This is a genomic window from Streptomyces sp. NPDC054794 (assembly GCF_053611585.1).
The window spans coordinates 47,972-72,395 of record NZ_JBSHAQ010000009.1; the positions used below are offsets into that span (position 1 = coordinate 47,972).

The 24,424-nt window shown below is 71.2% G+C and carries 24 protein-coding genes, 1 tRNA gene and 1 pseudogene; 17 read left to right on the forward strand and 9 right to left on the reverse strand.

Features of this window, described 5'->3' with window-relative positions; translation table 11 throughout:
- Nucleotides 1-56 precede the first annotated feature (56 nt).
- Nucleotides 57-1,442 carry a MocR-like pyridoxine biosynthesis transcription factor PdxR gene (gene pdxR, locus ACWGKT_RS11690; protein ID WP_356143570.1) on the forward strand — a complete coding sequence of 462 codons (1,386 nt, stop codon included), beginning with the start codon at nucleotides 57-59 and terminating at the stop codon, nucleotides 1,440-1,442.
- Nucleotides 1,443-1,509: 67 nt separating this feature from the next.
- Here pdxR and ACWGKT_RS11695 read toward each other — a convergent pair.
- The 3 genes and pseudogenes from ACWGKT_RS11695 to ACWGKT_RS11705 all read right to left on the reverse strand — a co-directional run.
- Nucleotides 1,510-1,931 (reverse strand): annotated as a pseudogene (locus ACWGKT_RS11695) (triphosphoribosyl-dephospho-CoA synthase); the annotation flags it as partial.
- A gap of 63 nt (nucleotides 1,932-1,994) precedes the next feature.
- The gene (locus tag ACWGKT_RS11700) at nucleotides 1,995-2,567 is read right to left on the reverse strand and encodes a GNAT family N-acetyltransferase (RefSeq protein WP_356143572.1); all 573 of its coding nucleotides are present in this window, start codon (nucleotides 2,565-2,567) and stop codon (nucleotides 1,995-1,997) included.
- Nucleotides 2,568-2,606: 39 nt separating this feature from the next.
- Nucleotides 2,607-3,053, reverse strand: a complete 447-nt coding sequence (locus ACWGKT_RS11705; protein WP_235459552.1) for an ATP-binding protein — start codon at nucleotides 3,051-3,053, stop codon at nucleotides 2,607-2,609.
- 182 nt (nucleotides 3,054-3,235) lie between these two features.
- Between ACWGKT_RS11705 and ACWGKT_RS11710 the strand changes: the two genes are divergently transcribed.
- The 9 genes from ACWGKT_RS11710 to ACWGKT_RS11750 all read left to right on the forward strand — a co-directional run bounded on the left by ACWGKT_RS11710 (nucleotide 3,236) and on the right by ACWGKT_RS11750 (nucleotide 13,072).
- Entirely contained in the window at nucleotides 3,236-4,081 is an 846-nt protein-coding gene (locus ACWGKT_RS11710; protein WP_453273440.1) for a hypothetical protein, read from the forward strand.
- A gap of 142 nt (nucleotides 4,082-4,223) precedes the next feature.
- Nucleotides 4,224-4,967, forward strand: a complete 744-nt coding sequence (locus ACWGKT_RS11715; RefSeq protein ID WP_453273441.1) for a YcnI family copper-binding membrane protein — start codon at nucleotides 4,224-4,226, stop codon at nucleotides 4,965-4,967.
- Between the two features lie 91 nt (nucleotides 4,968-5,058).
- Nucleotides 5,059-5,712 (forward strand): SCO family protein, encoded by a 654-nt coding sequence (locus ACWGKT_RS11720; protein ID WP_356143580.1) that lies wholly within the window; start codon nucleotides 5,059-5,061, stop codon nucleotides 5,710-5,712.
- Nucleotides 5,709-6,161 carry a copper chaperone PCu(A)C gene (locus tag ACWGKT_RS11725; RefSeq protein ID WP_356143582.1) on the forward strand — a complete coding sequence of 151 codons (453 nt, stop codon included), beginning with the start codon at nucleotides 5,709-5,711 and terminating at the stop codon, nucleotides 6,159-6,161. The genes ACWGKT_RS11720 and ACWGKT_RS11725 overlap by 4 nt, the downstream gene beginning before the upstream one ends.
- A gap of 13 nt (nucleotides 6,162-6,174) precedes the next feature.
- Complete coding sequence (locus ACWGKT_RS11730) at nucleotides 6,175-8,154, forward strand: copper resistance CopC/CopD family protein (RefSeq protein WP_453273442.1); 1,980 nt, start codon at nucleotides 6,175-6,177, stop codon at nucleotides 8,152-8,154.
- A gap of 8 nt (nucleotides 8,155-8,162) precedes the next feature.
- Nucleotides 8,163-9,452, forward strand: coding sequence for an iron uptake transporter deferrochelatase/peroxidase subunit (gene efeB, locus ACWGKT_RS11735; RefSeq protein WP_453273443.1), 1,290 nt, complete (start codon nucleotides 8,163-8,165; stop codon nucleotides 9,450-9,452).
- A 79-nt stretch (nucleotides 9,453-9,531) separates the two neighbouring features.
- Entirely contained in the window at nucleotides 9,532-10,464 is a 933-nt protein-coding gene (gene pheA, locus ACWGKT_RS11740; RefSeq protein ID WP_356143587.1) for a prephenate dehydratase, read from the forward strand.
- Between the two features lie 530 nt (nucleotides 10,465-10,994).
- Nucleotides 10,995-12,272: a serine--tRNA ligase gene (gene serS, locus ACWGKT_RS11745; RefSeq protein ID WP_356143589.1), complete on the forward strand. Its 1,278-nt coding sequence runs from the start codon at nucleotides 10,995-10,997 to the stop codon at nucleotides 12,270-12,272.
- Nucleotides 12,269-13,072 carry an HAD family hydrolase gene (locus ACWGKT_RS11750; protein WP_453273444.1) on the forward strand — a complete coding sequence of 268 codons (804 nt, stop codon included), beginning with the start codon at nucleotides 12,269-12,271 and terminating at the stop codon, nucleotides 13,070-13,072. The genes serS and ACWGKT_RS11750 overlap by 4 nt, the downstream gene beginning before the upstream one ends.
- Nucleotides 13,073-13,144: 72 nt before the next feature.
- Here ACWGKT_RS11750 and ACWGKT_RS11755 read toward each other — a convergent pair.
- Nucleotides 13,145-13,229: transfer RNA gene (locus tag ACWGKT_RS11755), tRNA-Ser, on the reverse strand.
- Between the two features lie 492 nt (nucleotides 13,230-13,721).
- On the opposite strand from ACWGKT_RS11755, the gene ACWGKT_RS11760 reads away from it, so the two are divergent.
- A complete protein-coding gene (locus tag ACWGKT_RS11760) occupies nucleotides 13,722-13,949 on the forward strand; it encodes a hypothetical protein (protein WP_453273445.1) in 228 nt (75 codons plus the stop codon).
- Nucleotide 13,950: 1 nt separating this feature from the next.
- Here the strand turns inward: ACWGKT_RS11760 and ACWGKT_RS11765 are convergent, their stop codons facing one another.
- From ACWGKT_RS11765 to ACWGKT_RS11785, 5 genes are all read right to left on the reverse strand, one after another.
- Nucleotides 13,951-14,169, reverse strand: a complete 219-nt coding sequence (locus ACWGKT_RS11765) for an SGM_3592 family protein (protein ID WP_453273446.1) — start codon at nucleotides 14,167-14,169, stop codon at nucleotides 13,951-13,953.
- Between the two features lie 163 nt (nucleotides 14,170-14,332).
- Complete coding sequence (locus tag ACWGKT_RS11770; protein WP_235459564.1) at nucleotides 14,333-15,052, reverse strand: ABC transporter permease subunit; 720 nt, start codon at nucleotides 15,050-15,052, stop codon at nucleotides 14,333-14,335.
- A 10-nt stretch (nucleotides 15,053-15,062) separates the two neighbouring features.
- Complete coding sequence (locus tag ACWGKT_RS11775) at nucleotides 15,063-15,974, reverse strand: ABC transporter ATP-binding protein (RefSeq protein ID WP_235459565.1); 912 nt, start codon at nucleotides 15,972-15,974, stop codon at nucleotides 15,063-15,065.
- Entirely contained in the window at nucleotides 15,971-16,879 is a 909-nt protein-coding gene (locus ACWGKT_RS11780; RefSeq protein ID WP_453273447.1) for an ABC transporter permease, read from the reverse strand. The genes ACWGKT_RS11775 and ACWGKT_RS11780 overlap by 4 nt, the downstream gene beginning before the upstream one ends.
- Nucleotides 16,869-17,834 carry an ABC transporter ATP-binding protein gene (locus ACWGKT_RS11785; protein ID WP_356143714.1) on the reverse strand — a complete coding sequence of 322 codons (966 nt, stop codon included), beginning with the start codon at nucleotides 17,832-17,834 and terminating at the stop codon, nucleotides 16,869-16,871. Before ACWGKT_RS11785 ends, ACWGKT_RS11780 begins: the two co-directional genes overlap by 11 nt.
- Nucleotides 17,835-18,049: 215 nt before the next feature.
- Between ACWGKT_RS11785 and ACWGKT_RS11790 the strand changes: the two genes are divergently transcribed.
- From ACWGKT_RS11790 to ACWGKT_RS11815, 6 genes are all read left to right on the forward strand, one after another.
- Nucleotides 18,050-18,892: a M24 family metallopeptidase gene (locus tag ACWGKT_RS11790; RefSeq protein WP_356143601.1), complete on the forward strand. Its 843-nt coding sequence runs from the start codon at nucleotides 18,050-18,052 to the stop codon at nucleotides 18,890-18,892.
- Nucleotides 18,889-20,655 carry an SDR family oxidoreductase gene (locus ACWGKT_RS11795; protein WP_453273448.1) on the forward strand — a complete coding sequence of 589 codons (1,767 nt, stop codon included), beginning with the start codon at nucleotides 18,889-18,891 and terminating at the stop codon, nucleotides 20,653-20,655. Before ACWGKT_RS11790 ends, ACWGKT_RS11795 begins: the two co-directional genes overlap by 4 nt.
- A gap of 69 nt (nucleotides 20,656-20,724) precedes the next feature.
- Nucleotides 20,725-21,675: a MerR family transcriptional regulator gene (locus ACWGKT_RS11800; protein WP_453273449.1), complete on the forward strand. Its 951-nt coding sequence runs from the start codon at nucleotides 20,725-20,727 to the stop codon at nucleotides 21,673-21,675.
- A 122-nt stretch (nucleotides 21,676-21,797) separates the two neighbouring features.
- A complete protein-coding gene (locus tag ACWGKT_RS11805; RefSeq protein WP_356143607.1) occupies nucleotides 21,798-22,346 on the forward strand; it encodes an RNA 2'-phosphotransferase in 549 nt (182 codons plus the stop codon).
- A 154-nt stretch (nucleotides 22,347-22,500) separates the two neighbouring features.
- Nucleotides 22,501-23,412: an LLM class flavin-dependent oxidoreductase gene (locus ACWGKT_RS11810; RefSeq protein ID WP_356143609.1), complete on the forward strand. Its 912-nt coding sequence runs from the start codon at nucleotides 22,501-22,503 to the stop codon at nucleotides 23,410-23,412.
- A 102-nt stretch (nucleotides 23,413-23,514) separates the two neighbouring features.
- Nucleotides 23,515-24,402: a Cof-type HAD-IIB family hydrolase gene (locus ACWGKT_RS11815; RefSeq protein WP_453273450.1), complete on the forward strand. Its 888-nt coding sequence runs from the start codon at nucleotides 23,515-23,517 to the stop codon at nucleotides 24,400-24,402.
- The last annotated feature ends 22 nt before the right edge of the window (nucleotides 24,403-24,424 follow it).

Here is a 24,424-nt window from a genome sequence, read left to right on the forward strand (position 1 = left end):
GTGGCCGGGTACCTGTGAGGTACCCGGCCATTCACGTGCCTAGGGGGAGGGTTTTCGTGGACGACTTCTGGTCAGGCGTGGGTGTCGACCTGCATCTGGAACCGGACGCGGCGGACGGACGCCGGGTCGGGCTCGAACGGGCGCTGCGCGACGCCGTACGGGACGGCCGGCTGGCCCCGGGCACGCGGCTGCCCGCGACCCGGCGGCTCGCCTCCGAGCTCGGGATCTCGCGGGGCACCGCCAAGGCGGCCTACGACCAACTGGTCGCCGAGGGGTATCTGACGGCACGGCAGGGCTCGGGCACCCAGGTGGCCTCGCTGCCCTCCGTCGACGCCGCCGCGCCCCAGGCCGCCGCACACGCGCGTGCGCCCCGTCTCGACCTGCGGCCCGGCAGCCCCGACGTCGGCGCGTTCCCGGCGGCGGCCTGGCTGCGGGCACTGCGCCGGGCCATCGCGACGGCGCCTTCACTGGCGTACGACTACGGCGATCCGCGCGGCCGGATCGAGCTGCGCACCGCGCTCTCCGGTTATCTGGGCCGGGCGCGCGGGGTGATCGCGCCGCCGGAGCGGATCGTGATCACCTCCGGGTACGTGCAGGGTCTCGCGCTGCTCACGCGTGTGCTGGACGGCGCCGCCGTCGCCATGGAGGACCCGGGGCTGCCCTTCCACCGGGAGGTGGTGCGGCGCAACGGCGGGAGCGTGGTGCCCGTACCGATCGACGAACGCGGGGTCCGCGCGAAGGAACTGGGGGACGCGGCGGCCGTGGTCGTCACCCCGGCCCACCAGTACCCGACCGGAGTGACCCTGCACCCCGAGCGGCGGCGGGCGCTCAGCGACTGGTCACGCGCGCGTGGCGGGCTGATCGTCGAGGACGACTACGACGGGGAGTTCCGTTACGACCGCCAGCCCGTCGGCGCGCTCCAGGGCATGGCGCCGGGCCAGGTGGTGTATCTGGGCACCGCCTCCAAGACCCTCGGCCCGGCGCTGCGGCTGGGCTGGATGGTTCTGCCGCCGCAGCTGGTCGACCCGGTCGCGGACGCCAAGCTGCACAGCGATCACCACACGGAGTCCATCGGTCAGTTGGCGCTCGCCGAGCTGATCGAGAGCCATGCCTACGACCGGCACGTGCGCGCGTGCCGCCTGCGGTACCGGCGCCGCAGGGACCAGCTCCTGGACCGGCTGGGCTCCCGGCGGCGGGTGCGCGGGATCGCGGCCGGGCTGCACGCGCTGGTGGAGGTCACCGACGAGGCGGAGGTGCTGGCGCGCGCGGCGGCGGAGGGGCTCGCCGTCGGCCGGCTGGGCGACCACTGGCACGCGCCCGGCACGGCCGGCCCGTCCGGCGAGGAGCGGCAGCAGGGCCTGGTCGTGGGGTACGGCACGCCTCGGGAGCGGCTGTACCCGGAGGCGCTGGAGGTGCTGGCGAAGGTGCTGGTCGGCGCCTGAATCGGGCCACTGGAACACCTTGATATTGGGCCTGTGGAGTCGGCGAGCGCGGCCGCTCCGGCCTCCGTCCGGCCCTGGCCTCGCCCCGGGCGCCGTACTTGGCGGAGACGGGGGACCCGCGCGAGGGCCTGCGGGGCGCGCCCCGGTCGGTGAACGCGGCGATCCGCCGGGCGGTCGCGGCGAGCGCCCGGGCCTGGGCCGGGGGGAGGGCGGCCCCCGCAACCAGCAGACAGAGGGCCCACAGCGCGCCCCGGTGACCGCCGTCCGCCAGGGTCACCGGGTGCTCGGCGCACCGGCCGAGGCGCCGAGCTCCGCCCGCAGCGCCCGCGTGGGTGCGCCGGTACGGCGGGAGGAGGTGGCCATCGCCGCGAACCCGGGCGCCGGCGCGTCGTCCTCACGGCTGCTCATCGCCGTACCTCGCCGTACCTCGCTAGGCGGTGGATTCCCGTCATGGCCGAGGAAGCCAGGAACCCCGCTTGTCAACGGCATGGGTGGGAGTCGGGAAAGAGCTGTGAACGCGCCGGAAGTCGAAGTCGACCGGAATCGACCGGATCACATGGCCGGAACACGGTCGTGCAGGACCCGTTGGTACAGCCGACAGTCCCGCCATTCCCCATTGATGTGCAAATAGCTCGGCGCCATGCCTATCGAGGCGAATCCGCTTTTCTCCAGCACGCGTTGCGAGCCCACGTTGTCGATGAGCGTGGACGCCTCGATCCGGTGCAACCCCACCAGGTCCCGCGCGCCGCGGCAGACCCGCTCCACGGCGGCGCTGGCCAGCCCGCGGTTCTGACGGTCGGCGGCGACCCAGTAGCCGACAAAGGCGCTGCAGAAAGGTCCGAGGGAGATTCCGGACAGGGTCACGGCGCCCACGATCCGCCCGTCGTTCGCCTGGAGGACCCAGGGCACCACACTCCCCTCGGCGAAATCGCGCAGCAGCCCCTCGACGCGTTCCGTCTGGCCCTCGACGGTGAAGAAGGATTCGGGTCTTTCCGGCTCCCACGGTTCGAGGTGTTTCCGGTTCTCCACATATGCGGCACAAAGCGCCGGCGCATCACCCTGGGCGAGCGGACGCAGAATCACACCGTCGGATATCTCGTGTATTTCCTGGGGTTCGATATACATGCGCGCACCCTAGCCCCGGCTGTTATGCCCAGGACACCGTCATGCCGTAAGCAGGGAAGGATCTTTCTTCCACTTGAGCATCTTGTCGAAGCTGACCACCGTTCCACCCCTGCCCGGCTTGTCGCCGATGTGCACATGATCGGCGAGTTCCCGGATCAGCCACAGGCCTCGGCCGTGCTCGGCGTCCGCGCGGGCGGGCCTGAGGCCCTGGGCGCAGGCGAACCCCGGGCCCGAGTCGATCACTTCGATCCGGCACTTCTCGCCGTCCAGGTACGCGGTCACCCGGTACGCCTCCGACGAACCGCCGCGCGTCGCGTCCCCGCCGTGCTCCACGGCGTTCGCACAGGCCTCGGTCAGCGCCACGGAAAGGTCGTACGAGATGTCGGGGTCGACGCCCGCGGTCTCCATCGTGCCGAGTAACAACCGCCGGGCGAGCGGAACGCTCGCGGCCTCACGCCGCAGATGGAGTGACCACCAGATGCTCATGCTCCAGCCTCCTGGCCGCGGCTCGACATACCGTTACCTATTGCCGCCCGTACCGGTGTGTAAGCACACCGTTGGCGTGACGCCGCCCATACGGCCGATGTGTCCGGAAAGGAATCGGTGTATGGGGATCTTGGGGACCTGCCGCCCGGGGCATGGCGGCCCGGTGGGATGATGAACGCGCCATGACTGCCCCCCACCCACGCACGGCGCACTCCGGAGGCGAACTCCGGATCCTGCGGGCCGCGGTGTTCGCCGCGGTCTGCGTCGTGCTGGCCGCGGCCGGGCACACACTGGCCTCCTGTGCGACCGTCCCGCTGTGGACGCTCGGCGCGGGATTCCTGGGCGCCCTGCTGCTGGTGGCGCCGCTCGCCGGGCGGGCGCGCTCACTGCCCCGGATCGTGGCACTGCTCGCGCTCGGCCAGATCGCGCTGCACACGCTGTTCGGGCTGGGCCAGCACGGCACGGCCGCCATGACCTCCGGCGCGATGTCCATGGACGCCACGCACGACGCGGCCCTGGTCCAGCGGGCCGCACGGCTCGTGTGCGGCACCGGTGCCGCGGCGATCAGCCCGGCCCACGCCTTCAAGCTCCTCACCGACGCGCATCTCATCGGCGGCGCGAACGAAGACATGAGCGGCATGAAGGGCATGAACGGCATGGACTCCATGCCGCACGCGGGGGACGCCGCCGGCTCCTCGGTGTCGCTGCTGCCGTCCTTGCCGATGGTGCTCGGCCACGTGTTCGCGGCGGTCGCCGTCGGCTGGCTGCTGCGCCGAGGCGATCTGGCCCTGCTGCGCCTGATCGAGCTGTCGGCGCACGGAGTCGCCGAGGGGGCGCTCGTACGTTCCCTGCGCGGGGCGCTGGCGCTGGTGCGTGCACTGTGCGCCGGGCTCCCGGCCGCACCCCAGCCGGGTCCGCGTCCGCGGCGTACCGCCGAGGACGAGGCACCCGCCCCGCACACGACCGCACTCCAACACACGGTGATCCGGCGCGGCCCGCCCGCCGCCGTGCTCGTTCTCGCTGCCTGACGCGACGCGACGACCCATCACTCCACCCGGAACCGGGACGGAGGGGCCGGCCGCCGTCGTGCGGCACGCGCGTGCGCACGTCCTCGTGCCCCGCGCCCCTCCTTCTCTCACCGGAACCACCCGAAGTGGAGTGCTCTCTGCCATGAAGGCTTCTCGTATCGCCGCCGCCGCTGCCGTCGCCGGCTCGGCCGTCCTCGTCCTTTCCGGCCCCGCGTTCGCGCACGTCTCCGTACAGCCCGAGGGCACGGCCGCCAAGGGCGGCTACGCGGTCGTCGACTTCAAAGTCCCCAACGAGCGCGACAACGCCTCGACCACCCAGCTGGAGGTCAACTTCCCGGCCGACCACCCGCTGGCCTCGGTGATGCCGACGCCGATCGCCGGCTGGAGCGTGAAGGTCACCAAGTCCAAGCTGGACAAGCCGCTGGAGATGCACGGCGAGAAGATCGGCGAGGCCGTCACCAAGGTCACCTGGACCGCCGAGGGCAAGGGCATCGAACCGGGCTTCTTCCAGAAGTTCCCGCTCTCCGTCGGCCCGCTGCCCGAGGACGCCGACGAACTCGTCTTCAAGGCCGTCCAGACGTACTCCGACAAGGAGGTCGTGCGCTGGATCGAGGTCCAGCAGGACGGCCAGGAGGAGCCGGAAAACCCGGCCCCGGTGCTGGAGCTGGCGGCCGCCTCCTCGGACGAGCACTCCCACGGCTCCGCGAAGGCCGAGGACGCCGCGGACAAGAGCGACAAGGCCGACAAGAGCGAGACCGCGGCCGCCTCCGACTCCTCCGGCGGCAGCGACACCACGGCGCGTGTGCTCGGCGTGGTGGGCATCGTCGTCGGCGCGGCGGGTGTCGCGTACGGCGTGATCGCCGGTCGTCGGCGGTCGAACGCCTGAGCCCCTCGCCCGGACCGCGCACCCGGGGTCGTGCGACGCTTGCGTACGACCCCGGTGCGCGCCGGAGTAATCACATCTGGGACATTTCTCTATGCGCAAGAAGACGTTCGCCGCGGCCGCGCTGCTCGCCGCCGCCACCCTGACCCTCTCCGCCTGCGGCAGCGGTGACGACGGCAAGTCGCCCGTCTCCGTGGTCTCCGAGGAGTCCGGCTCGGACAAGTCCGCGACCCTCCTCGACCAGCCGTTCGAGAAGCCGGACCTGGTCCTGACCGACACACACGGCAAGAAGTACGACCTCCGCGCGCAGACCAAGGGCCGGCCGACGCTGGTCTACTTCGGCTACACGCACTGCCCCGACGTCTGCCCGCTGACCATGAACAACATCGCGGTCGCCAAGAAGGCGCTGCCCAAGGCCGAACAGGACAAGCTGCGGGTCGTGTTCGTCACCACCGACCCGGCGCGCGACACGCCCGCCGAGCTCGGCAAGTGGCTCAACGGCATCGACCCCCAGTTCATCGGCCTCACCGGCGACTTCGCGACCATCCAGGCCGGCGCCCGCTCCCTCGGCATCACCATCGAGCCGACGAAGAAGGACAAGAACGGCAAGATCGTCTCCGTCCACGGCACCCAGGTCGTCGCCTTCTCCCCGAAGACCGACGGGGGCTACCTCCTCTACGGCGAGGACGCCAAGGTGGACGACTACACCAAGGACCTCCCCGAGATCATCAAGGGAGCCAACCCGTGAGGCGTCTCGCCGTCCCCGCCGTGGCACTGGCCGGCGCGCTCGCCCTCGCGGGCTGCGGCGGCTCGGACTCCGCGGCGGCCGACCTGTCCGTCGCCGCCTCCTACATGCCGCAGCCCGTCTCCGCCGACATGGCGGCCGGCTTCCTGACGATCACCAACGAGGGCGGCACGAAGGACGAGCTGACCTCGGTCACCAGTGACGCGGCCGGCGAGGTCACCATGCACGACACCGTGAACGGAGCCATGGCGGAGGTCACCTCCTTCCCCGTCCCCGCGCACGGTCAACTCGTCTTCAAAAGCGGCGGCAACCATCTGATGTTCGAGAAGCTGAAGCGCAAGCCGCGACAGGGCGACACGATCGCGCTGAAGCTCACGTTCGCCAAGTCCGGGCCCCTCACCGTCGAGATGCCGGTGAAGTCCGCCACGTACAACCCGTCGACCGGACACTGAGGGAGGGACCATCTTGACGCGGACCATCACCCCCCGCTGGCGCACGCTGGTGCTGCTGTTCCTGGCCGTCGCCGGCGCGCTGTTGGCCGGCGCCGGGCCGGCCTCCGCGCACGCCGCGCTGACCGGCAGCGACCCCGCACAGGGGGTGGTGGTCAAGAAGGCGCCCACCCAGGTGTCGCTGACCTTCTCCGAGAAGGTCGCGATGAACGACGACTCGCTGCGCGTCCTCGACCCCAAGGGCAAGCGGGTCGACACCGGCAAGCCGTCCGAGGTGACCGGCACGACCTACGCCGTGCAGCTCAAGAGCGGCCTGGACAAGGGCACGTACACCGTCGCGTACCAGGTGGTCTCGGCGGACAGCCACCCCGTCTCCGGCGCGTACACCTTCTCCGTCGGCGCCCCCTCCCTGACCAGCGTCTCGGTCTCCGACCAGACGGCAGACGGCGGCGTCGTCGGGTGGCTGTACGGGTTCGGACGCTACGTCTCCTACGCCGGCTTCATCGTGCTCACCGGCGGCGCCGCCTTCGTGCTGGCCTGCTGGCAGCGCGGATCCGGGGTGCGGGCGGTGCAGCGGCTCGTCGTCGGCGGCTGGCTCGCGCTCACCGCGGCCACGCTCTGGCTGCTGCTCCTGCGCGGTGCCTACACCACCTCCGGGAAGTTCGCCGACGTCCTCGACCTGGATCTGCTCGGCCAGGTGCTGCAGACCAAGACCGGCGCCGCGCTGGTCTCCCGGCTGCTGCTGCTCGCCGCGGCCGCCCTGTTCATCGCCGTGCTCTTCGGGGCGTACGCCCGCCCGTCTCCCACCACCAGCCTGAACGACGACGCTTCGCGCCGACAGCATGATTCAAGCGAGGACGAGAAGAAGCGCGACCTGGCCTTCGGGCTCGCGATCGGCGGGACCGTGGTCGCCGCAGGGCTCGCGGCGAGCTGGGCGATGGCCGAGCACGCCTCGACCGGTCTGCAGCCGGGCATCGCCATGCCGGTCGACGTGATCCACCTGCTGGCGGTCGCCACCTGGCTCGGCGGTCTCGTCGCCCTCCTCGTCTCGCTGTACCGGGCGCCCGCCGAGACACCGATCGAGGCCACTGCCGTACGCCGCTTCTCACGCGTCGCCTTCACCTCCGTACTCACCCTGGTCGCCACCGGCACCTACCAGGCGTGGCGCCAGCTCGGCTCCTGGTCGGCCTTCACCGACACCTGGTACGGACAGCTGCTGCTCATCAAGATCGGGCTGGTGGTGCTGCTGGTCGGCATCGCGTGGATCTCGCGGCGCTGGACGGGACGGCTCGCGAACGCGGCCGCCACGGCGACCGAGGTCGAGCAGCCCAAGAAGGAGCACGTGACCGCTCCCGCCCGGGCCGGGGACGCCGACCGTGCGGAAGGATCCGGTGAATCCGAGCGGGCCGCCCAGCTCGCCCGGCAGCAGGCCGCGATCGACACCGCGCGGCAGAAGCAGCTGCGGGAAGCCGACCCGAACCGCTCCGGACTGCGCCGCTCGGTGTTCGCGGAGGCCGGCGTGGCGGTCGTCCTGCTGGCCGTCGCCACCGTGCTGACGCAGACCGAGCCGGGGCGCACCGAGCAGGAGGCCAAGGCCGCCACGTCCTCGTCTTCCTCGTCGTCCTCCTCCTCGTCCACGCCGTCCTCGTCGTCGGGGGCGCTCACCCTGGACATGCCGTTCGACACGGGCGGCACCGACGGCAAGGGCCTCGTACGTCTCGACTTCGACCCCGCGCGCGTGGGCGGCAACGAAATGCACGTCTACGTCCAGCGGCCCAACGGCCGGGCCTTCGACATCCCGGAGGTGAAGGTCTCCTTCACCCTCGAAGCCAAGAAGATCGGGCCACTTCCGGTGACCCCCGACCACATCGCCACCGGGCACTGGGCGGCGACCGAGGTGCAGATCCCCATGGCCGGCGAATGGAAGATCGCCGTGACCGTGCGCACCTCCGACATCGACCAGGCGACCGTCTCCAAGAACGCGCAGATCGGCTGAACCGCACCATGGCTGACCAGTCCACCCCGTCCGAAGTGATCGACCCCGGGAAGTCCGCTGCCGAAGGCGGCGCCTTGCCAGGGGGTATTTCGCGGCGGGCACTGCTCGGCACCGCCGGTGCGACCGGGCTCGTGCTCGGTGCGGCGGGCGGGGCCGCGGGGTACGCGGCCGCGCCCGCCCAGGCCGCCCCGCTGTCCTCGGTCGGCGCAGGGCGGGCGATGTTTCACGGGAAACATCAGCCCGGCATCACCGAGGGCCTCCAGGCCCGTGGCCATCTCGTCGCCTTCGACCTGGCGGCGGGCGCGGGCCGCAAGGAGGCCGCCGCGCTGCTGCGCCGCTGGTCGACGACGGCCGAGCGGCTGATGGCGGGCGAGGCCGCCGCGCACGACGACACGGACGTGGCCCGGGACGCCGGCCCCTCCTCGCTGACGATCACCTTCGGCTTCGGCCACAGCTTCTTCGCGCGGACCGGCCTGGAGAAGCAGCGCCCGGTCTCCCTCGACCCGCTGCCCGACTTCTCCTCCGACCGGCTCGACAGGGCGCGCAGCAACGGCGACCTGTGGGTGCAGATCGGTGCCGACGACGCCCTGGTCGCCTTCCACGCGCTGCGCGCGATCCAGAAGGACGCCGGCGCCGCGGCCCGCGTCCGCTGGCAGATGAACGGCTTCAACCGCACCCCGGGCGCCACCGCCCACCCCATGACGGCCCGCAATCTGATGGGCCAGCTCGACGGCACCCGCAATCCGAAGCCGGCCGAGTCCGACTTCGACCGGCGCATCTTCGTCCCGGCGTCCGGCTCGAAGGACCCGGCCTGGATGGCGAACGGCTCCTACGCGGTCGTACGCCGGATCCGCATGCTCCTGGACGACTGGGAGAAGCTGTCGGTCAAGGCCCAGGAGGACGTCATCGGGCGCCGCAAGTCCGACGGGGCGCCGCTGTCCGGGGGCACCGAGACGACCGCGATGGATCTGGAGAAGACCGACGCCCACGGCAATTACGTCGTGCCGATCAACGCGCACGCCCGGATCACCCGGCCCGACCAGAACGGGGGCGCGGCCATGCTGCGGCGGCCGTTCTCCTACCACGACGGCATCGACGCGGCCGGGGTGCCCGACGCCGGGCTCCTCTTCGTCTGCTGGCAGGCCGACCCGCTGCGCGGCTTCGTGCCGGTGCAGCGCAAGCTCGACCGGGGGGACGCACTGTCGACGTACATACGGCACGAGGCGAGCGGACTGTTCGCGGTGCCGGGCGGCGCGGCGACGGGAGAGTACGTCGGGCAGCGGCTGCTGGAGGGCTGAGGGGAGCGGATTTCACTCAGGGGAGGGGCTGTCGTGAGACACCTCAGCCACATTCCGGAACGGCCATTAGGGTGAGGACATGCCAGCGAGCTATGCGTATCTCGGCCCCGAGGGCACCTTCACCGAGGTCGCCCTGCGCACGCTTCCGGAGACGGCGACCCGGGAGCTGATCCCGTACGTATCGGTGCAGTCCGCCCTGGACGCGGTGCGCGGCGGCGAGGCGGAGGCCGCGTTCGTGCCGATCGAGAACTCCGTCGAGGGCGGCATCACGACCACCCTGGACGAACTGGTCGCCGGCGAACCGCTGATGATCTACCGCGAGGTGCTGCTGTCCATCACCTTCGCGCTGCTGGTGCGGCCCGGCACCAAGCTGACGGACATCAAGACGGTCACCGCCCACCCGGCCGCCCAGCCGCAGGTCCGCAACTGGCTCAAAGCAAACCTCCCGGACGCCCTCTGGGAGTCGGCCGCCTCGAACGCGGACGGCGCCCGCCTGGTCCAGGAGGGCCGGTACGACGCCGCCTTCGCGGGCGAGTTCGCCGCGGCCCGGTACGGCCTGGTGCCCCTGGAGACCGGCATCCACGACGCCGAGAACGCGCAGACACGGTTCGTGCTGGTGGGTCGGCCCGCCCGGCCCGCGGCCCCGACCGGCGCGGACAAGACCTCCGTCGTGCTGTGGCAGCGCGACGACCACCCCGGCGGGCTGCGCGACCTGCTCGGCGAGTTCGGCGCCCGGGGCATCAACCTGATGCTGCTCCAGTCCCGGCCCACCGGTGCCGGTATCGGCAACTACTGCTTCTGCATCGACGCCGAGGGGCATATCTCCGACCGTCGGATGGCCGAGGCCCTGATGGGTCTGAAGCGCATCTGTCTGCAGGTACGGTTCCTCGGTTCGTACCCGCGTGCGGACATCGAGCCGGGTGAGGCCCGGCCCACGCTGACGGGGACCTCGGACCAGGAGTTCGTGGCCGCGGCGGACTGGGTGGCGCGCTGCCAGGACGGCCGTTTCTAGCCAGTCCTACCTGCACACCATCGTTATCCACAGGAGTTATCCACAGGCGCTCATCTCGACCTGGGGACAAGTCGACAACAACGTGCCACACAGTCGACAAATCGCCCTGCGGCCCACAGATGGGGTCGCCGGCGCTCGCCTCACCCTTCGTCCACCTGTTTCCTTCGGTTCATCTTTTGGGGCGACCCATTTCCACCCGAAAGTAGGTGTCGCACCGGTTTGCACCGGGAATTCTTCCGCGCGGTCGACCGTTCCGGAGTGATCAATTCCGGTGTCCACAGGTCTTCCACACAGCCTGTGGATAACTCTTCCGAGGGTGCGGACTCCTGTGGACAACCCAGCCCCCAAGTCCCGCTCTCCACAAGGGATTCGAGTCAACCCGGCGCCTCCCGCTTGCCCCGTCCCAGGGAGTGAGACACTTTTCCTTGACACACGCGGCAATTCCGTCATAACTGAACGTAATTCTCATTTCGCCACTGTTCGGAATGGTGGGTCGTAGGTGCCAACCGTGCACCGGTAGCCTTGAGCATGTGATTGACCTTCGCCTGCTTCGTGAGGACCCCGACCGTGTGCGCGCGTCCCAGCGCGCCCGTGGAGAGGACGTCGCGCTCGTCGACGCCCTCCTGTCTGCCGACGAGCGGCGCAGGTCGTCCGGCGTCCGCTTCGACGAGCTGCGCGCCGAGCAGAGGCAGCTCGGCAAGCTCATCCCCAAGGCCCCCGCGGACGAGAAGGCCGAGCTGCTCAAGCGCGCCGAGCAGCTCAAGGCCGACGTGAAGGCCGCCGACGCCGAGCGCGACGCGGCCGACACCGAGACCCAGGAGCTGCTGCTCCGGCTCGGCAACCTCGTCCACCCCGACGTGCCCGTCGGCGGCGAGGAGGACTTCGCCACCCTGGAGACGCACGGCACGATCCGCGACTTCGCCGCCGAGGGCTTCGAGCCCAAGGACCACCTGGAGCTCGGCCGGCTGCTCGGCGCGATCGACGTCGAGCGCGGCGCCAAGGTCTCCGGCTCGCGCTTCTACTTCCTCACCGGCGTCGGCGCCCTGCTGGAGCTGGCCCTGGTGAACGCGGCGATCGCCCAGGCGACGGCCGCCGGCTTCACGCCGATGCTGACCCCGGCGCTGGTCCGCCCCCAGTCGATGGCGGGCACCGGCTTCCTCGGCCAGGCGGCCCAGGACGTCTACCACCTCGACAAGGACGACCTGTACCTGGTCGGCACGTCCGAGGTGCCGCTGGCGGCCTACCACATGGACGAGATCATCGAGGCGGACCGCCTCCCGCTGCGCTACGCGGGCTTCTCGCCCTGCTTCCGCCGCGAGGCCGGCTCGCACGGCAAGGACACCAAGGGCATCTTCCGCGTCCACCAGTTCGACAAGGTCGAGATGTTCTCCTACGTCTCCCCCGAGGACTCGCAGGCCGAGCACCAGCGCCTGCTGGACTGGGAGAAGCAGTGGCTGACCTCGCTGGAGCTGCCGTACCGCGTCATCGACGTCGCCACGGGTGACCTCGGCGCCTCGGCCTCCCGCAAGTTCGACTGCGAGGCCTGGATCCCGACCCAGGGCAAGTACCGCGAGCTGACCTCGACCTCGGACTGCACCGAGTTCCAGTCCCGCCGCCTGTCGATCCGCGTCCGCGAGGGCAAGCAGGTCCGCCCGCTGGCGACGCTGAACGGCACGCTGTGCGCCGTACCGCGCACGATCGTGGCGATCCTGGAGAACCACCAGCAGGCCGACGGCTCCGTGCGGGTGCCCGAGGTGCTGCGTCCGTACCTCGGCGGCCGGGAGGTCCTGGAGCCGGTCGCCAAGTGAGCGCCGGCCTCCCGTACCGACTGATCGCCACCGACCTCGACGGAACGCTCCTGCGTTCCGACGAGTCGGTCTCGCGGCGCACCCGTGACGCGCTCGCCGCGGCCACCGCGGCGGGCGCGGCCCACATCGTGGTCACCGGGCGCGCCGTCCCGTGGACCCGGCACATCCTCGACGACATCGGCTACCAGGGTCTCGCCGTGTGCGGTCAGGGCGCGCAGGTGTACGACGCCGGAGAGCACCGGCTGCTGACCTCGGTCACCCTGGACCGGCAGCTGGCGGGCATCGCCCTGGCCAAGATCGAGGCCGAGGTGGGGCGGCTGCACCTGGCGGCGAGCCGCGACGGGCTGGACGGCGAGGTGCTGGTGGGGCCCGGCTACGGGGTCACCGGGAAGCTCCCGGCGACCCCGTTCACGGACGTGTCGGACCTCTGGGCCGCGCCGCTGAACAAGATCTACATACAGCACCCGGGGCTCTCGGACGACGAGCTGGCCGAGGCGGCCCGGCAGGCCGCGGGTGGTTTCGTCACGGTCGCGATGGCGGGCGAGGGCATCGTCGAGCTGCTGCCGCTGGGGCTGTCCAAGGCGACGGGGCTGTCCCTGGCGGCCCGGCGGCTCGGGCTGAAGGCGGCCGACACGATCGCCTTCGGCGACATGCCGAACGACATCCCGATGTTCGCCTGGGCGGCGCGGGGCGTGGCGATGGCGGGCGCCCACGAGGAGCTGAAGGCCGTGGCGGACGAGGTGACGTCCTCGAACGAGGAGGACGGCATCGCGGTGGTACTGGAACGGTTGCTGGGCTAGGCCCAAGGCTTCGGGTGCCTCTCGACGCACCCCGGCCCTACAGACCGGCCCAGTACCGGTGACAACGTCTCGCGGAGGATGCACGGATCGAACGTGCGCGGGGTTGCCCCCGACCACGGCTTAGCAAGCCGGTGCCTTACCACTCGGCCAATCCTCCGGGTGGGCGGCCCACGCGAGAGCGACATCGCGTGCTCGAAGCGGCCGCCCCGGGCAGCTCCCCGTGCGGGGACTCCGCAGTGGGGTAACTACACCGGAGTCCGCCGCGGGCTGCCCTGACGGGAGCTGGACGTACTGTCGTGCATGGACATCGTCCGGCTCCTCTCCCAGAATGTGGCGCCGGTTCCCCGACCGGCGGTGTGAACACAACCACTGTGCCGGTGCGCCGAGTTGGACGCCACTGATTTACCGAGCGCCGTCGCCTGCGGTGGCGATGACGGCACGGGAACGGCAGGACCGCACAGGCCGGGCTGGGCAAGGCCGCCGACATGAACGGGGTGGCGAAGCTCGTCCAATCCGTCACCGAGTGCGATGGCTTCGGCCGGGACAAGGAGGACACTTTCGCCGACATCGACGGTGACTACGCTGACGACGCTGCCTTGACTGCCCGGACAGAAGCCACCAACAAGGCCTTCTCCATCAAGGACCGCGCATGGCCGCCTACAAGAAGTACCAGCGGTCGGACGGTGACACGGACACCCGCTACTTCGTCGGCCAGAATTTCGCGGTCCGGCTCAACGGCCGCAGCCACGAGGAAGAGGCGCTCGTTCGGGCCGGCACGCTGGGGATCAACTGCTCGCCCAACTTCGTCCCGCCGACCGGGTTCCGCAACGAGCCGGCCCAGGTCGACGGCTGCGTCCTCACCGACTACGTCGGCTGAGTCACCGGCGGCGCCACCTGCGCCGACGCGCCTTGCCGAAGAACCATCCCGCGGGCGGCTCGTCCGAGCGCCACGGCTGCGGCTTCGGCGACTCGGCGCGCCAGCGGGCGGCGAGCATCCGGGCACGGGCGGACGGCTCGGTCGTCCCGGCGGACCGTATGAAGTCCTCGTCCAGGACGACCGCGTCCCATTCGTCGTACGGCAGCGCCTCGTCGGACATGTCCGTGCCTCCCAGCGGTGCATCCCTGGAGCCAGTGTGCCCCGCCGGGGGTGAAGCCCCCGTCAAGGGCGATCCACGTCAAGAGCGGTCCTCCGTCTGGAGCGGGCCCCGCCCAGAGCGGGGCCCGGTCCAAAACCGGACCCCGTCGGGCCCGGCGGCGTGCCTACTCCTCGCCCGCCAGCGTGAGCGACCGCAACTTCTGTCCCGCGTACCAGGTGGCCAGCACGGTGACCGCCACCAGCAGGATCGTCGCCGTCGTCAGCCCGACGTCGGAGGTCACCAGGTCCCCGCCGGCGACCTTGTGGGCCACGGCCAGCGCCCACTGCTGGACGCTCAGCGTGCGCGCGCCGGGCACCAGGGAACCGAACAGGGCCTCCCAGACGAGCGCGTAGACGAGACCGAAGACCACGGCGTGCCGGGACACCGTGCCCAGGAGCAGGAACAGCGCCGCGTAGGCGATGGAGGCGACCAGCGCGGCCACCGTGTAGGCGACGGCGATCTGCTGGCCGTTGCCGTTCAGGATCAGGCCGGCGATCAGGGTCGGCACCGCCGAGAACACCATGGTCACCGCGATGGCCACGATCAGCTTGGTGAAGATGATCGTGGGCCGCTTCAGCGGCTTGGAGAGCAGGTAGACCACGGAGCCGTCGTCGATCTCCGGACCGATCGCGCCGGTGCCGGCGATGACGCCGATGATCGGCACCATGGTGGCCAGCGCGAAGCCGCCCAGCACGTCCGACGCCGTCTGGTCGTCGGCGCCCGCGAGGGCGCGCACGGCCAGGGAGATCACGATCAGCAGCAGCGGCAGCGCGCCGAGGATGAGGGCCCGGCGCCGGCCGAGCAGGGCCCGGTAGGTGAGCCGGGCGACAGTGGGGTCGTACATCTTCGGCCTCCTACGCCGCGACCAGATACGAGAACACGGATTCGAGGGACTCGTCGGACGGCGAGACCGTGAGCAGCCGGATGCCGTGGTCGCGGGCGACCCGGGGCAGCAGGGTCGTGAACCGGCCGAAGTCGACGGCCTGGACCCGCAGCGCGCCCTCCGTCAGGTCGACCTCGATGCCGGAGGTCGACGGGTCGGCGATCAGCGCGGCCGCCAGTGCGCGGTCGTCGCTGGAGCGCACCAGGTAGCGGTGCGGGCGGTCGGTCATCAGACGGCGGATCCTGCGGAAGTCGCCGCTGGCCGCGTGCCGTCCGGCGACGACGACTTCGATGTGCCAGGCGAGCTGTTCGACCTCTTCGAGGATGTGGGAGGAGAACAGCACCGTGCGGCCCTCGTCCCCCATCCGCCGCAGCAGCTCCATGAGCTGCATGCGCTGGCGCGGGTCCATGCCGTTGAAGGGCTCGTCGAGCAGCAGCAGGGAGGGGTCGTGGACCAGCGCGGAAGCCATCTTCACGCGCTGCCGCATGCCCTTGGAGTACGTGGCGATCTTCCGGTCCTGCGCGTACTCCATCTCGACCGTGGCCAGGGCGCGTTGGGCGGCCTTGGCGCCCAGTCCGTGCAACTCGGCGTTGGCGACGACGAATTCGCGGCCGGTGAGGAAGTCGTACATCGCCTCGCGCTCGGGGACGACCCCGATGTGCTTGTAGATCGCCTCGTTGCGCCACACCGGCTGCCCGTCGAGGGTGACGGTGCCCGTGGAGGGGGCCAGGAAGCCGCCCATCATGTTGATCAGGGTGGACTTACCGGCGCCGTTGGGGCCGAGCAGGCCGGTGACGCCGGGGCCGATGGTCATGGTGATGTCGTTGACGGCGACCACGTTGCCGAACCAGCGGGAGACGTGGTCGATGGAGAGCGTGGTCACAGGCCCACCTTCCGGTAGCGGCGCATCAGAAGGCCGTAGCTGGCGGCGATCAGGCCCAGGACGAACAGCACGTACACCACGCCCTCGCCCTTGGTCGGGCCGATCGCTCCGGGGAAGGCGGAGGTGGCCCCGAGGAACGCGGACTGCAGGCCGTCGATGAGCGTGACCGGCGAGAAGAGGCCGATCCAGGGGATCACCTCGGAGCTGCCCTGGGTCTCGGCGATGCCCTGGAGGACCGAGACGGCGCCGTAGGAGATGGTCAGCACCGCGATGACGGCGGCGATGCCGAAGCCGCGACGCGGGGTGACCGAGGCGATGACCAGGCCGATGCCGGCGAAGAGCAGCGAGAGCAGTGCCACGGAGACCAGTCCCTGTGCGAATCCCTTGGTCTGGTCGGCGAAGTCGAGCTTGGCCAGCAGCGCGCCCACGTAGAGCACGAGCAGCGGGGCGGCGGTCAGGATGAACAGCGCCGAGGCCAGCGCCGCGTACTTGGCGCGTACGTAGTCGGCCGTCTCGATCGGCCGTGAGAAGTACAGCGGCACGGTCTTGAAGCGCAGGTCGCGCGAGACGGACTGGGGCGCCTGCGAGGCGATGTACAGGCTGATGACGGCCTGCATGACGATCGCGTAGCGGGTGTAGTCCAGCGGCAGGTCCTTGGCCTTGGTGGCGACCGCGACGGCGACCATGATGGCCGCGGGCACGCACATCACCACGAAGAGCAGCATCGGCAGCACCTTGGACTTGACCGAGCGGCCGAGGCCGTAGGCGCCGCGCAGGGACTGCGAGTAGAGGGACCGGCGGGCGTAGGCACGGCCCAGGCGCGGGCCGTCGTACGTGCGGTAGCCGATGTTGTGGATCCGGGTCTGGTCACCGGCCGGAGTCGCTACGGGGTGCTCAACCGCCATGGCCGACCGCCTCCTTCCGCTGCTCGTCGCTGTCCCGGAAGACCTCCGAGATGTGGTGCCTGCGCTGTTCCATGCGCACCAGGCCGAGGCCCAGGTCGGCGACGACGTCGCGGACGACGTCGTACGTCTGCTCGTCGGGGGCGGTGAGCAGCAGGACGTGTCCGGCGCCGGGCAGGCCGGTGCCGTCGTCGTGGGTGCTCACCCCGCGCGCGTGGAGCGCGTCGCGCACCGCGCGGGTGCCGTCGGGGTGCTCGTCGGTGTCGGTGACCTCGATCGCGAGCGTGGCCGTGGTCTGCGTGAAGTCACGGGTGGAGCTGGAGCGCAGGAGCTTGCCGCCGTCGATGACGACGACGTGGTCGCAGGTGCGTTCCAGTTCGCCCAGCAGGTGCGAGGTGACCAGGACCGAGATGCCGAAGTCGGTGTGGATCCGGCGGATCAGACCGAGCATCTCGTCGCGGCCGACCGGGTCGAGGCCGTTGGTCGGCTCGTCCAGGAAGACCACCTGCGGGTCGTGGACCAGCGCCTGGGCGAGCTTCACGCGCTGCTTCATGCCCGTCGAGTAGCCGCCGATGGGGCGGTAGCGCTCCTCGTACAGGCCGACGTGGCGCAGCGTGTCGGCGGTGCGCTCGCGCGCGGCGGTGGGCGGCAGGCCGGACATGCGCGCCATGTGCACGACGAACTCGGTGGCCGAGACGTCGGGCGGCAGGCAGTCGTGCTCCGGCATGTAGCCCACCCGCTCGCGGATGGCGGCGCCCTTGGTGGCCACGTCGAGGCCGAGCACCTCGGCGCGGCCCTCGGAGGCGGGGGACAGACCCAGCAGGATCTTGATCAGTGTGGACTTGCCGGCTCCGTTGGCACCCACGAGCCCCGTCACGCCGGGTCCCACGTCCACGGAGAGCCGGTCAAGCGCGGTCACCCGGGGGAACCGCTTGCTCAGGCTTTCGGTCGCGATCACAGTCACGTCTTCGACGGTAGTGAAACGCGCCACGGGGGTCGTCAGACCGCAGAGCCGTCTTGACATCAGACTTCAGACGTACGGGGCCCTACGGGATCCCCTGCCTGAGAGTTATCCACAGCCATGATCCCGCCTATTGACGCCACCTCTAACAACTGTCACATTCGCCAGTGTCAAGTTACGGACGCGTACCGCAGTCAACGGGACGGGGCGGCATGACGACGGCAGTGAACAGCGAACTCTCCGTGGAGCTGCGGGGGTTCAGGCGGGTCCAGCGCCTCGCCTACGAGTGCGCGGAGGCGGTCGCGGCACGGTTGGAGCCGGGTGTGACCGAGCGCGAGGCGGCGCGCATGCAGCGCGAGTGGCTGCGCGAGAGAGGGGTCAGGGACTGGTTCCACCTGCCCTTCGCCTGGTTCGGGGACCGCACGGCGTTCGTGAACTTCCGCGTGCCGCTCCAGTTCTTCCCGACCAACCGGCGGCTGGAGCCCGGGATGCCGTTCATCCTGGACATGGCCCCGGTGTACGAGGGATACACGGCGGACATCGGCTACTCGGGCTCGCTCGGCCTCAACCCGGTGCAGGACCGGCTGATGGCCGACCTGGAGGCGCACCGTGAGCTGATCCTGCGGGAGGTGCGCGAGAAGCGCCCGCTGCGCGAGATCTACGAGGACGTGGACCGCCTCATGGTCCGCCAGGGGTACGCCAACCGGCACCGCGCCTACCCGTTCGGCGTGATCGCGCACAAGGTGGACCGGGTGCCGCAGCGCCGCCGGTCGCCGCACCTGTTCGGGTTCGGCACGCAGTCCCTGAAGGGGCTGGCGTCCGACGCGCTGCACGGTCACCGCGAGGGCTGGTCACCCCTGTGGTCCCCGTACCGCTTCTCCGACCACCCGCCGAGGCCGGGCCTGTGGGCGGTGGAACCCCACCTGGGCTTCCGGGGTACGGGCGCGAAGTTCGAGGAGATCCTGGTCGTCACCGACTCCCGGGACCCCGAGCAGAGCGCCTTCTGGCTGGACGACGATCTGCCGCACGTGCGGCGCTGGGCGGAGGACAAGTGACGACGCTGAAGGGCGCGCGGGAGCGCCGGGTGCGCACGGGCGGGGTCGAGCTGTGCGTGGCGGAACTGGGGGACCCGACCCGGCCGACGGTGGTGCTGGTGCACGGCTACCCGGACAGCAAGGAGGTGTGGTCGGAGGTCGCCGTCCGCCTCGCCGAGCAGTGCGGATTCCATGTCGTGCTGTACGACGTCCGGGGCCACGGCCGCTCGACGGCGCCCAAGCCGCTGCGCGGCGGCTTCACCCTGGCGAAGCTCACCGACGACTTCCTGGCGGTCGTGGACGCGGTGAGCCCGGACCGGCCGGTGCACCTGGTGGGGCACGACTGGGGCTCGGTGCAGGCGTGGGAGTTCGTCACGGTCAAGCGCACCGAGGGCCGGATCGCCTCGTTCACCTCGATGTCCGGCCCGTCCCTGGACCACTTCGGTCACTGGATCAACGCGCGCGTGAAGCGGCCGACGCCCCGCCGGGTGGGCCAGCTCCTCGGTCAGGGCGCCAAGTCCTGGTACGTGTACCTCCTGCACACGCCGGTCCTGCCGGAACTGGCCTGGCGCGGCCCGCTCGGCAAGCGCTGGCCGAAGATCCTGGAGCGGATGGAGAAGGTCCCCGGCGACGCCTACCCGACTCCGTCGCTGGCCACGGACGCGGCGCACGGCGCCTGGCTGTACCGGGACAACGTACGGCCCCGGCTGCTCAGGCCGCGCGCCGACGCGTACGCGCACGCGCCCGTGCAGCTCATCACGCCCCTGGGCGACGCGTTCCTGTCGGAGAAGCTGTACGACGAGCTGGAGCGGTGGGCTCCGCAGCTGACCCGGCGCACCCTTCCGGCCAAGCACTGGATCCCGCGCTCGCGGCCCGACCAACTGACTTCCTGGATCAACGAGTTCGTGACCCAGGTGGAAGGCGGCCGTCCGGAGCCGGCCCGGCCCGCGGGCCGCTACGCCGACCGCTTCGGCGGGCAGCTCGTACTGGTCACCGGCGCGGGCAGCGGCATCGGGCGGGCGACGGCGTTCGCGTTCGCGGAGGCCGGTGCGCGCGTGGTGGCCGTCGACCGGGACGCCGAGTCCGCCAGGCGCACCGCCGAGCTGTCCCGCCTGCTCGGCGCGCCGGCGGCCTGGGCGGAGACCGTCGACGTCTCCGACGAGCAGGCCATGGAGAAGCTGGCCGACAAGGTGGCCGCGGAGTACGGCGTCGTGGACGTGCTGGTCAACAACGCCGGGATCGGCCTGTCGGGGTCGTTCTTCGCCACGACGTCCGACGACTGGCGCAAGGTCCTGGACGTCAACCTGTGGGGCGTCATCCACGGCTGCCGCCTCTTCGGCGGGCAGATGGCGGAGCGCGGGCAGGGCGGCCACATCGTCAACATCGCCTCGGCGGCCGCGTACCAGCCCTCCAAGGCCCTGCCCGCCTACAGCACGTCCAAGGCGGCGGTCCTGATGCTCACGGAGTGCCTGCGCGCCGAACTCGCCGGCCAGGGCATCGGCGTCTCCGCGGTCTGCCCCGGATTCGTCAACACCAACATCACCGCGACAGCTCGCTTCACGGGCGTGTCCGCGGAGGAGGAACGCCGCCGCCAGAAGCGCACGGCCCGCCTGTACGGGATGCGCAACTACCCGCCGGAGAAGGTCGCTTCCGCGATCCTCCGGGCGGTCGCCGACAACACACCCCTGGCCCCGGTGACCCCGGAAGCCCACGGTGCCCACTTCATGTCCCGCTTCCTGCCGGGGGTGTTGAGGGCGATCGCACGGGTGGACCCGAAGGTGTGAGAAGGGGGCGGGGGTCAGCGATCCCGCCCCGCCCCGCACCAACACCGGGCAAACCGACAGGAACACCACATGACCGACCCTCCGGCCCCCACACCGCCCTACCGCATCGAGGACCTGGCCCACCACGCCGCCACCACGGTGCGGAACATCCGCGCCTACCAGGACCGCGGTCTGCTCCCCCGCCCCGAACGCCGGGGCCGGGCCAACGTCTACTCCGACGCCCACATCACCCGCCTCCGCCAGATCGCCGACCTCCTCGACCGCGGCTACACCCTCGCCTCCATCAAGGAACTCCTGGAGGCCTGGGACACCGGCCGCGGCCTGGCCGGCGTGCTCGGGCTGGTCACCGAGGTCGAGGGCCCGTGGACCGACGAGGAGCCGTCCCGCGTCTCCCGCGCCGAACTGGGCGCCCGCTTCGGCGGCACCCCCGACGCCGCCGCCGTGGCCGAGGCGGTCGAGCTCGGCGTGCTGGAACCCGTCCCGGGAGACCCGGACTCCTTCCTCGTACCCAGCCCCCAAGAGCTGGCCGTGGCCGTGGAGTTGCACGCGTCGGGGGTCCCGCTCAGCGCGATCGCGGGCCACCTGCGGGAGTTGCGGGTCCAGGTGGAGCACATAGCCGCCCGTTTCCTGGAGTTCACCACCGAGCACGTCTTCGCCCGCTACCTCGACGGACCCCACCACCGCACCGACGCCGACGCGGCCGAAGCGGCCTCCCTCGTCCGCCGCCTGCGCCCCCTCGCGCAGCAGACCGTCGACGCCGAACTGGCCCGCGCGATGCGCCTGTTCGCCACCCGGCACCTGCGCCGGCAACTCGGCACGGGGGAGACGCCGGAATCGTTGGCACAGACCCGCTCCGTGCCGCTCCCGGCCGAGACAATGCACGCCGTGGAGAAGCTGGTTGGTCCCGGCCGGGCCGCCACATTCGTCACGCTGGCCACCGAACGGGAGGTACGCGCACGGACCTTGGACGACCTGGCGGCAACGCACCTCGGGCACAATGATCTTGACGAAACGCCCTGAACCACACACGACTTGTCCACAACCTCGTCAATTCCCCTGTGGATAACCGCACTTGGCTGTGGACCAAACCTCGGGGCCAAAATAATGTGCGTGATCCGCGTCTCTCCCGGCACCCTGGCGGGATGAACGAAAGACGCACCGTGACGGTGTCGAAGTACCTCTCGAAACACCTGCGCCACCAACCCGAACGCATCGGCCTCACCCTCGACGAGGGCGGCTGGGTGGAGATCGACACGCTGATGGCCGCGGCCGCCGCGCACGGGTTCCGCTTCACGCGCGCCGAGCTCGACCACGTGGTGGCCGCCAACGACAAGAAGCGGTTCGCGATCGAGGGCACCCGGATCCGCGCCAGCCAGGGCCACAGCGTCGAGGTCGACCTCGGCCTGCCCCCGGCGACCCCGCCGCCGTACCTCTACCACGGGACCGTGGCCCGCAGTCTGGACGCGATCCGCGCCGAGGGACTGCGGCCCATGAGCCGGCACGACGTGCACCTCTCGGCCGACCGCGAGACCGCGACCCGCGTCGGCGCCCGCCGCGGCCGCCCCGTCGTCCTCTGCGTCGACGCCGGTGCCATGCACCGCGACGGCCACGTCTTCCACGTCAGCGCGAACGGAGTGTGGCTGACGAAGGCCGTACCGCCCCGGTACCTGCGGTTCCCCGAGCCGCGCTGACCCTGCCCGGAGTGTGATCGCGACCACGCCGTGCCGGCGCATGCACGCCGCCGTGCCGCATCCGGGCCGCCGACCCACCGCACCCCGTGTCCGAGCGCCCGCGCACGGTGACCGTTTTCGCCCGATGCCGGGGCCTCCCCTTAGTCTCGATCGCATGAGTCTGCGCCTGAGCACCGTGATCCTCCCGTACCGCCGCTGGAACGAAGGCGGCCGTGCGGCCTGGATCCGCGCCGAGCAGCTCGGCTTCCACACCGCGTACACCTACGACCACCTGTCCTGGCGCAGCTTCCGCGACGGCCCGTGGTTCGGCGCGATCCCCACGCTGACCGCCGCCGCGGCCGCCACCGAGCGGCTTCGCCTCGGCACCCTCGTGACCTCGCCGAACTTCCGCCACCCGGTGACCCTCGCCAAGGAGCTGATCTCCCTCGACGACATCTCCGGCGGCCGCGTCACGCTGGGCATCGGCGCGGGCGGCACCGGCTTCGACTCCACAGCCCTGTTGAAGAGCGGCGAGGACCCCTGGACCCCGCGCGAGCGCGCCGACCGGCTCGCGGAGTTCGTGCCGCTGCTGGACCGGCTGCTGACCGAGGACTCCGTGTCGTCCGAGGGCACGTACTACTCGGCGCACGAGGCGCGCAACATACCGGGCTGCGTGCAGCGCCCCCGGCTGCCCTTCGCGGTGGCCGCCACCGGCCCGCGCGGGCTCAGGCTCGCCGCGCGGCACGGACAGGCGTGGGTGACCACCGGCGACCCCAGGCTCTACGAGAACGGCACGCCGGAGCAGTCGGTCCAGGCGCTGCGCGGACAGGCCGAGAAGCTCGCCGAGACCTGTGCCGCGCTCGGCCGGGACGTGAACGAGCTCGACAAGATCCTGCTCACCGGCTTCACCCCGGACCGGGGCCGACCGCTGGAGTCCCTGGACGCGTTCGTGGACTTCGCGGGCCGCCACCAGGAACTGGGCTTCACCGAGCTCGTGATCCACTGGCCGATCCCCGACTCGGACTTCGCCGCGGACGAGAAGGTCTTCGAGCAGATCGCCATGGAGGCTCCGGCGCAGCTGCGTTGACCCCCGCACGTACCCCCACACATCGGCGCGCGGCCGCCCTGTCTTAGGCCGCACGTCATCTGTGTCTCATCTGTGCGGTCTCCCGCACGGGCGTGCTGGCATATGCGCGAGAATGACCCGGTGACCTCAGCGACCCGAACGTTCGAGACCCCGGCCCCCGCCGTCCCGCCGCGACTGATCGCCACCGATCTGGACGGCACCCTGCTGCGCGACGACAAGTCGGTCTCCCCGCGAACGGTCGCCGCGCTGGCGGCCGCGGAGGAGGCGGGCATCGAGGTCTTCTTCGTCACCGGCCGCCCGGCCCGCTGGATGGACGTCGTCAGCGACCACGTCCACGGTCACGGCCTGGCGATCTGCGGCAACGGCGCCGCCGTGGTGGACCTGCACGGCGGGCCCGGCGCCCACCGGTTCGTGAAGGTGCGCGAACTGGCCCGGGACAACGCGCTGGACGCCGTACGGCTGCTGCGCGGCGCGGCGCCCGGCACGGTCTACGCGGTCGAGCAGACGTACGGCTTCCACCAGGAACCGGCCTATCCCAAGCTGCACATGGAGATACCCGACCACCTGCTCCCCGCGGAACGACTCCTCGCGGACGACGGTCCGGGCGCCGGCGAGCCCGTGCTCAAGATCCTCGCCTACCACCCCGATCTCGACCCCGACGCCTTCCTCACCCTCGCCCGGCTCGCCATCGGCGACCGCGCGACCGTCACCCGCTCCAGCCCCAGCGCCCTGCTGGAGATCAGCGGCCCCGGCGTCTCCAAGGCCAGCACGCTGGCCCTGTGCTGCGCCGAACGCGGCATCTCGCACGAGGAGGTCGTGGCCTTCGGGGACATGCCCAACGACGTCGAGATGCTGACCTGGGCGGGCCAGTCGTACGCGATGGGCAACGCGCACCCGGACGTGATCGCCGCCGCGTCGGGACGGACGGTGGCCAACAACGAGGACGGCGTGGCGGTCGTCATCGAGCAGCTGCTGGCGGCCCGCCTGTAGTCCGCCCGCCCGGTCGGCGGTT

What these genes read in the sequence shown, in the direction of transcription:
- ACWGKT_RS11800 (WP_453273449.1), top strand. Translation starts at nt 20,725, where the DNA reads ATGACCGACCCTCCGGCCCCCACACCGCCCTACCGCATCGAGGACCTG.
- ACWGKT_RS11780 (WP_453273447.1), bottom strand. Translation starts at nt 16,879, where the DNA reads ATGGCGGTTGAGCACCCCGTAGCGACTCCGGCCGGTGACCAGACCCGG.
- ACWGKT_RS11790 (WP_356143601.1), top strand. Translation starts at nt 18,050, where the DNA reads ATGACGACGGCAGTGAACAGCGAACTCTCCGTGGAGCTGCGGGGGTTC.
- ACWGKT_RS11810 (WP_356143609.1), top strand. Translation starts at nt 22,501, where the DNA reads ATGAGTCTGCGCCTGAGCACCGTGATCCTCCCGTACCGCCGCTGGAAC.
- ACWGKT_RS11770 (WP_235459564.1), bottom strand. Translation starts at nt 15,052, where the DNA reads ATGTACGACCCCACTGTCGCCCGGCTCACCTACCGGGCCCTGCTCGGC.
- ACWGKT_RS11710 (WP_453273440.1), top strand. Translation starts at nt 3,236, where the DNA reads ATGACTGCCCCCCACCCACGCACGGCGCACTCCGGAGGCGAACTCCGG.
- ACWGKT_RS11700 (WP_356143572.1), bottom strand. Translation starts at nt 2,567, where the DNA reads ATGTATATCGAACCCCAGGAAATACACGAGATATCCGACGGTGTGATT.
- efeB (WP_453273443.1), top strand. Translation starts at nt 8,163, where the DNA reads ATGGCTGACCAGTCCACCCCGTCCGAAGTGATCGACCCCGGGAAGTCC.
- pheA (WP_356143587.1), top strand. Translation starts at nt 9,532, where the DNA reads ATGCCAGCGAGCTATGCGTATCTCGGCCCCGAGGGCACCTTCACCGAG.
- ACWGKT_RS11715 (WP_453273441.1), top strand. Translation starts at nt 4,224, where the DNA reads ATGAAGGCTTCTCGTATCGCCGCCGCCGCTGCCGTCGCCGGCTCGGCC.
- ACWGKT_RS11815 (WP_453273450.1), top strand. Translation starts at nt 23,515, where the DNA reads ATGCGCGAGAATGACCCGGTGACCTCAGCGACCCGAACGTTCGAGACC.
- ACWGKT_RS11720 (WP_356143580.1), top strand. Translation starts at nt 5,059, where the DNA reads ATGCGCAAGAAGACGTTCGCCGCGGCCGCGCTGCTCGCCGCCGCCACC.
- ACWGKT_RS11760 (WP_453273445.1), top strand. Translation starts at nt 13,722, where the DNA reads ATGGCCGCCTACAAGAAGTACCAGCGGTCGGACGGTGACACGGACACC.
- ACWGKT_RS11705 (WP_235459552.1), bottom strand. Translation starts at nt 3,053, where the DNA reads ATGAGCATCTGGTGGTCACTCCATCTGCGGCGTGAGGCCGCGAGCGTT.
- ACWGKT_RS11805 (WP_356143607.1), top strand. Translation starts at nt 21,798, where the DNA reads ATGAACGAAAGACGCACCGTGACGGTGTCGAAGTACCTCTCGAAACAC.
- ACWGKT_RS11765 (WP_453273446.1), bottom strand. Translation starts at nt 14,169, where the DNA reads ATGTCCGACGAGGCGCTGCCGTACGACGAATGGGACGCGGTCGTCCTG.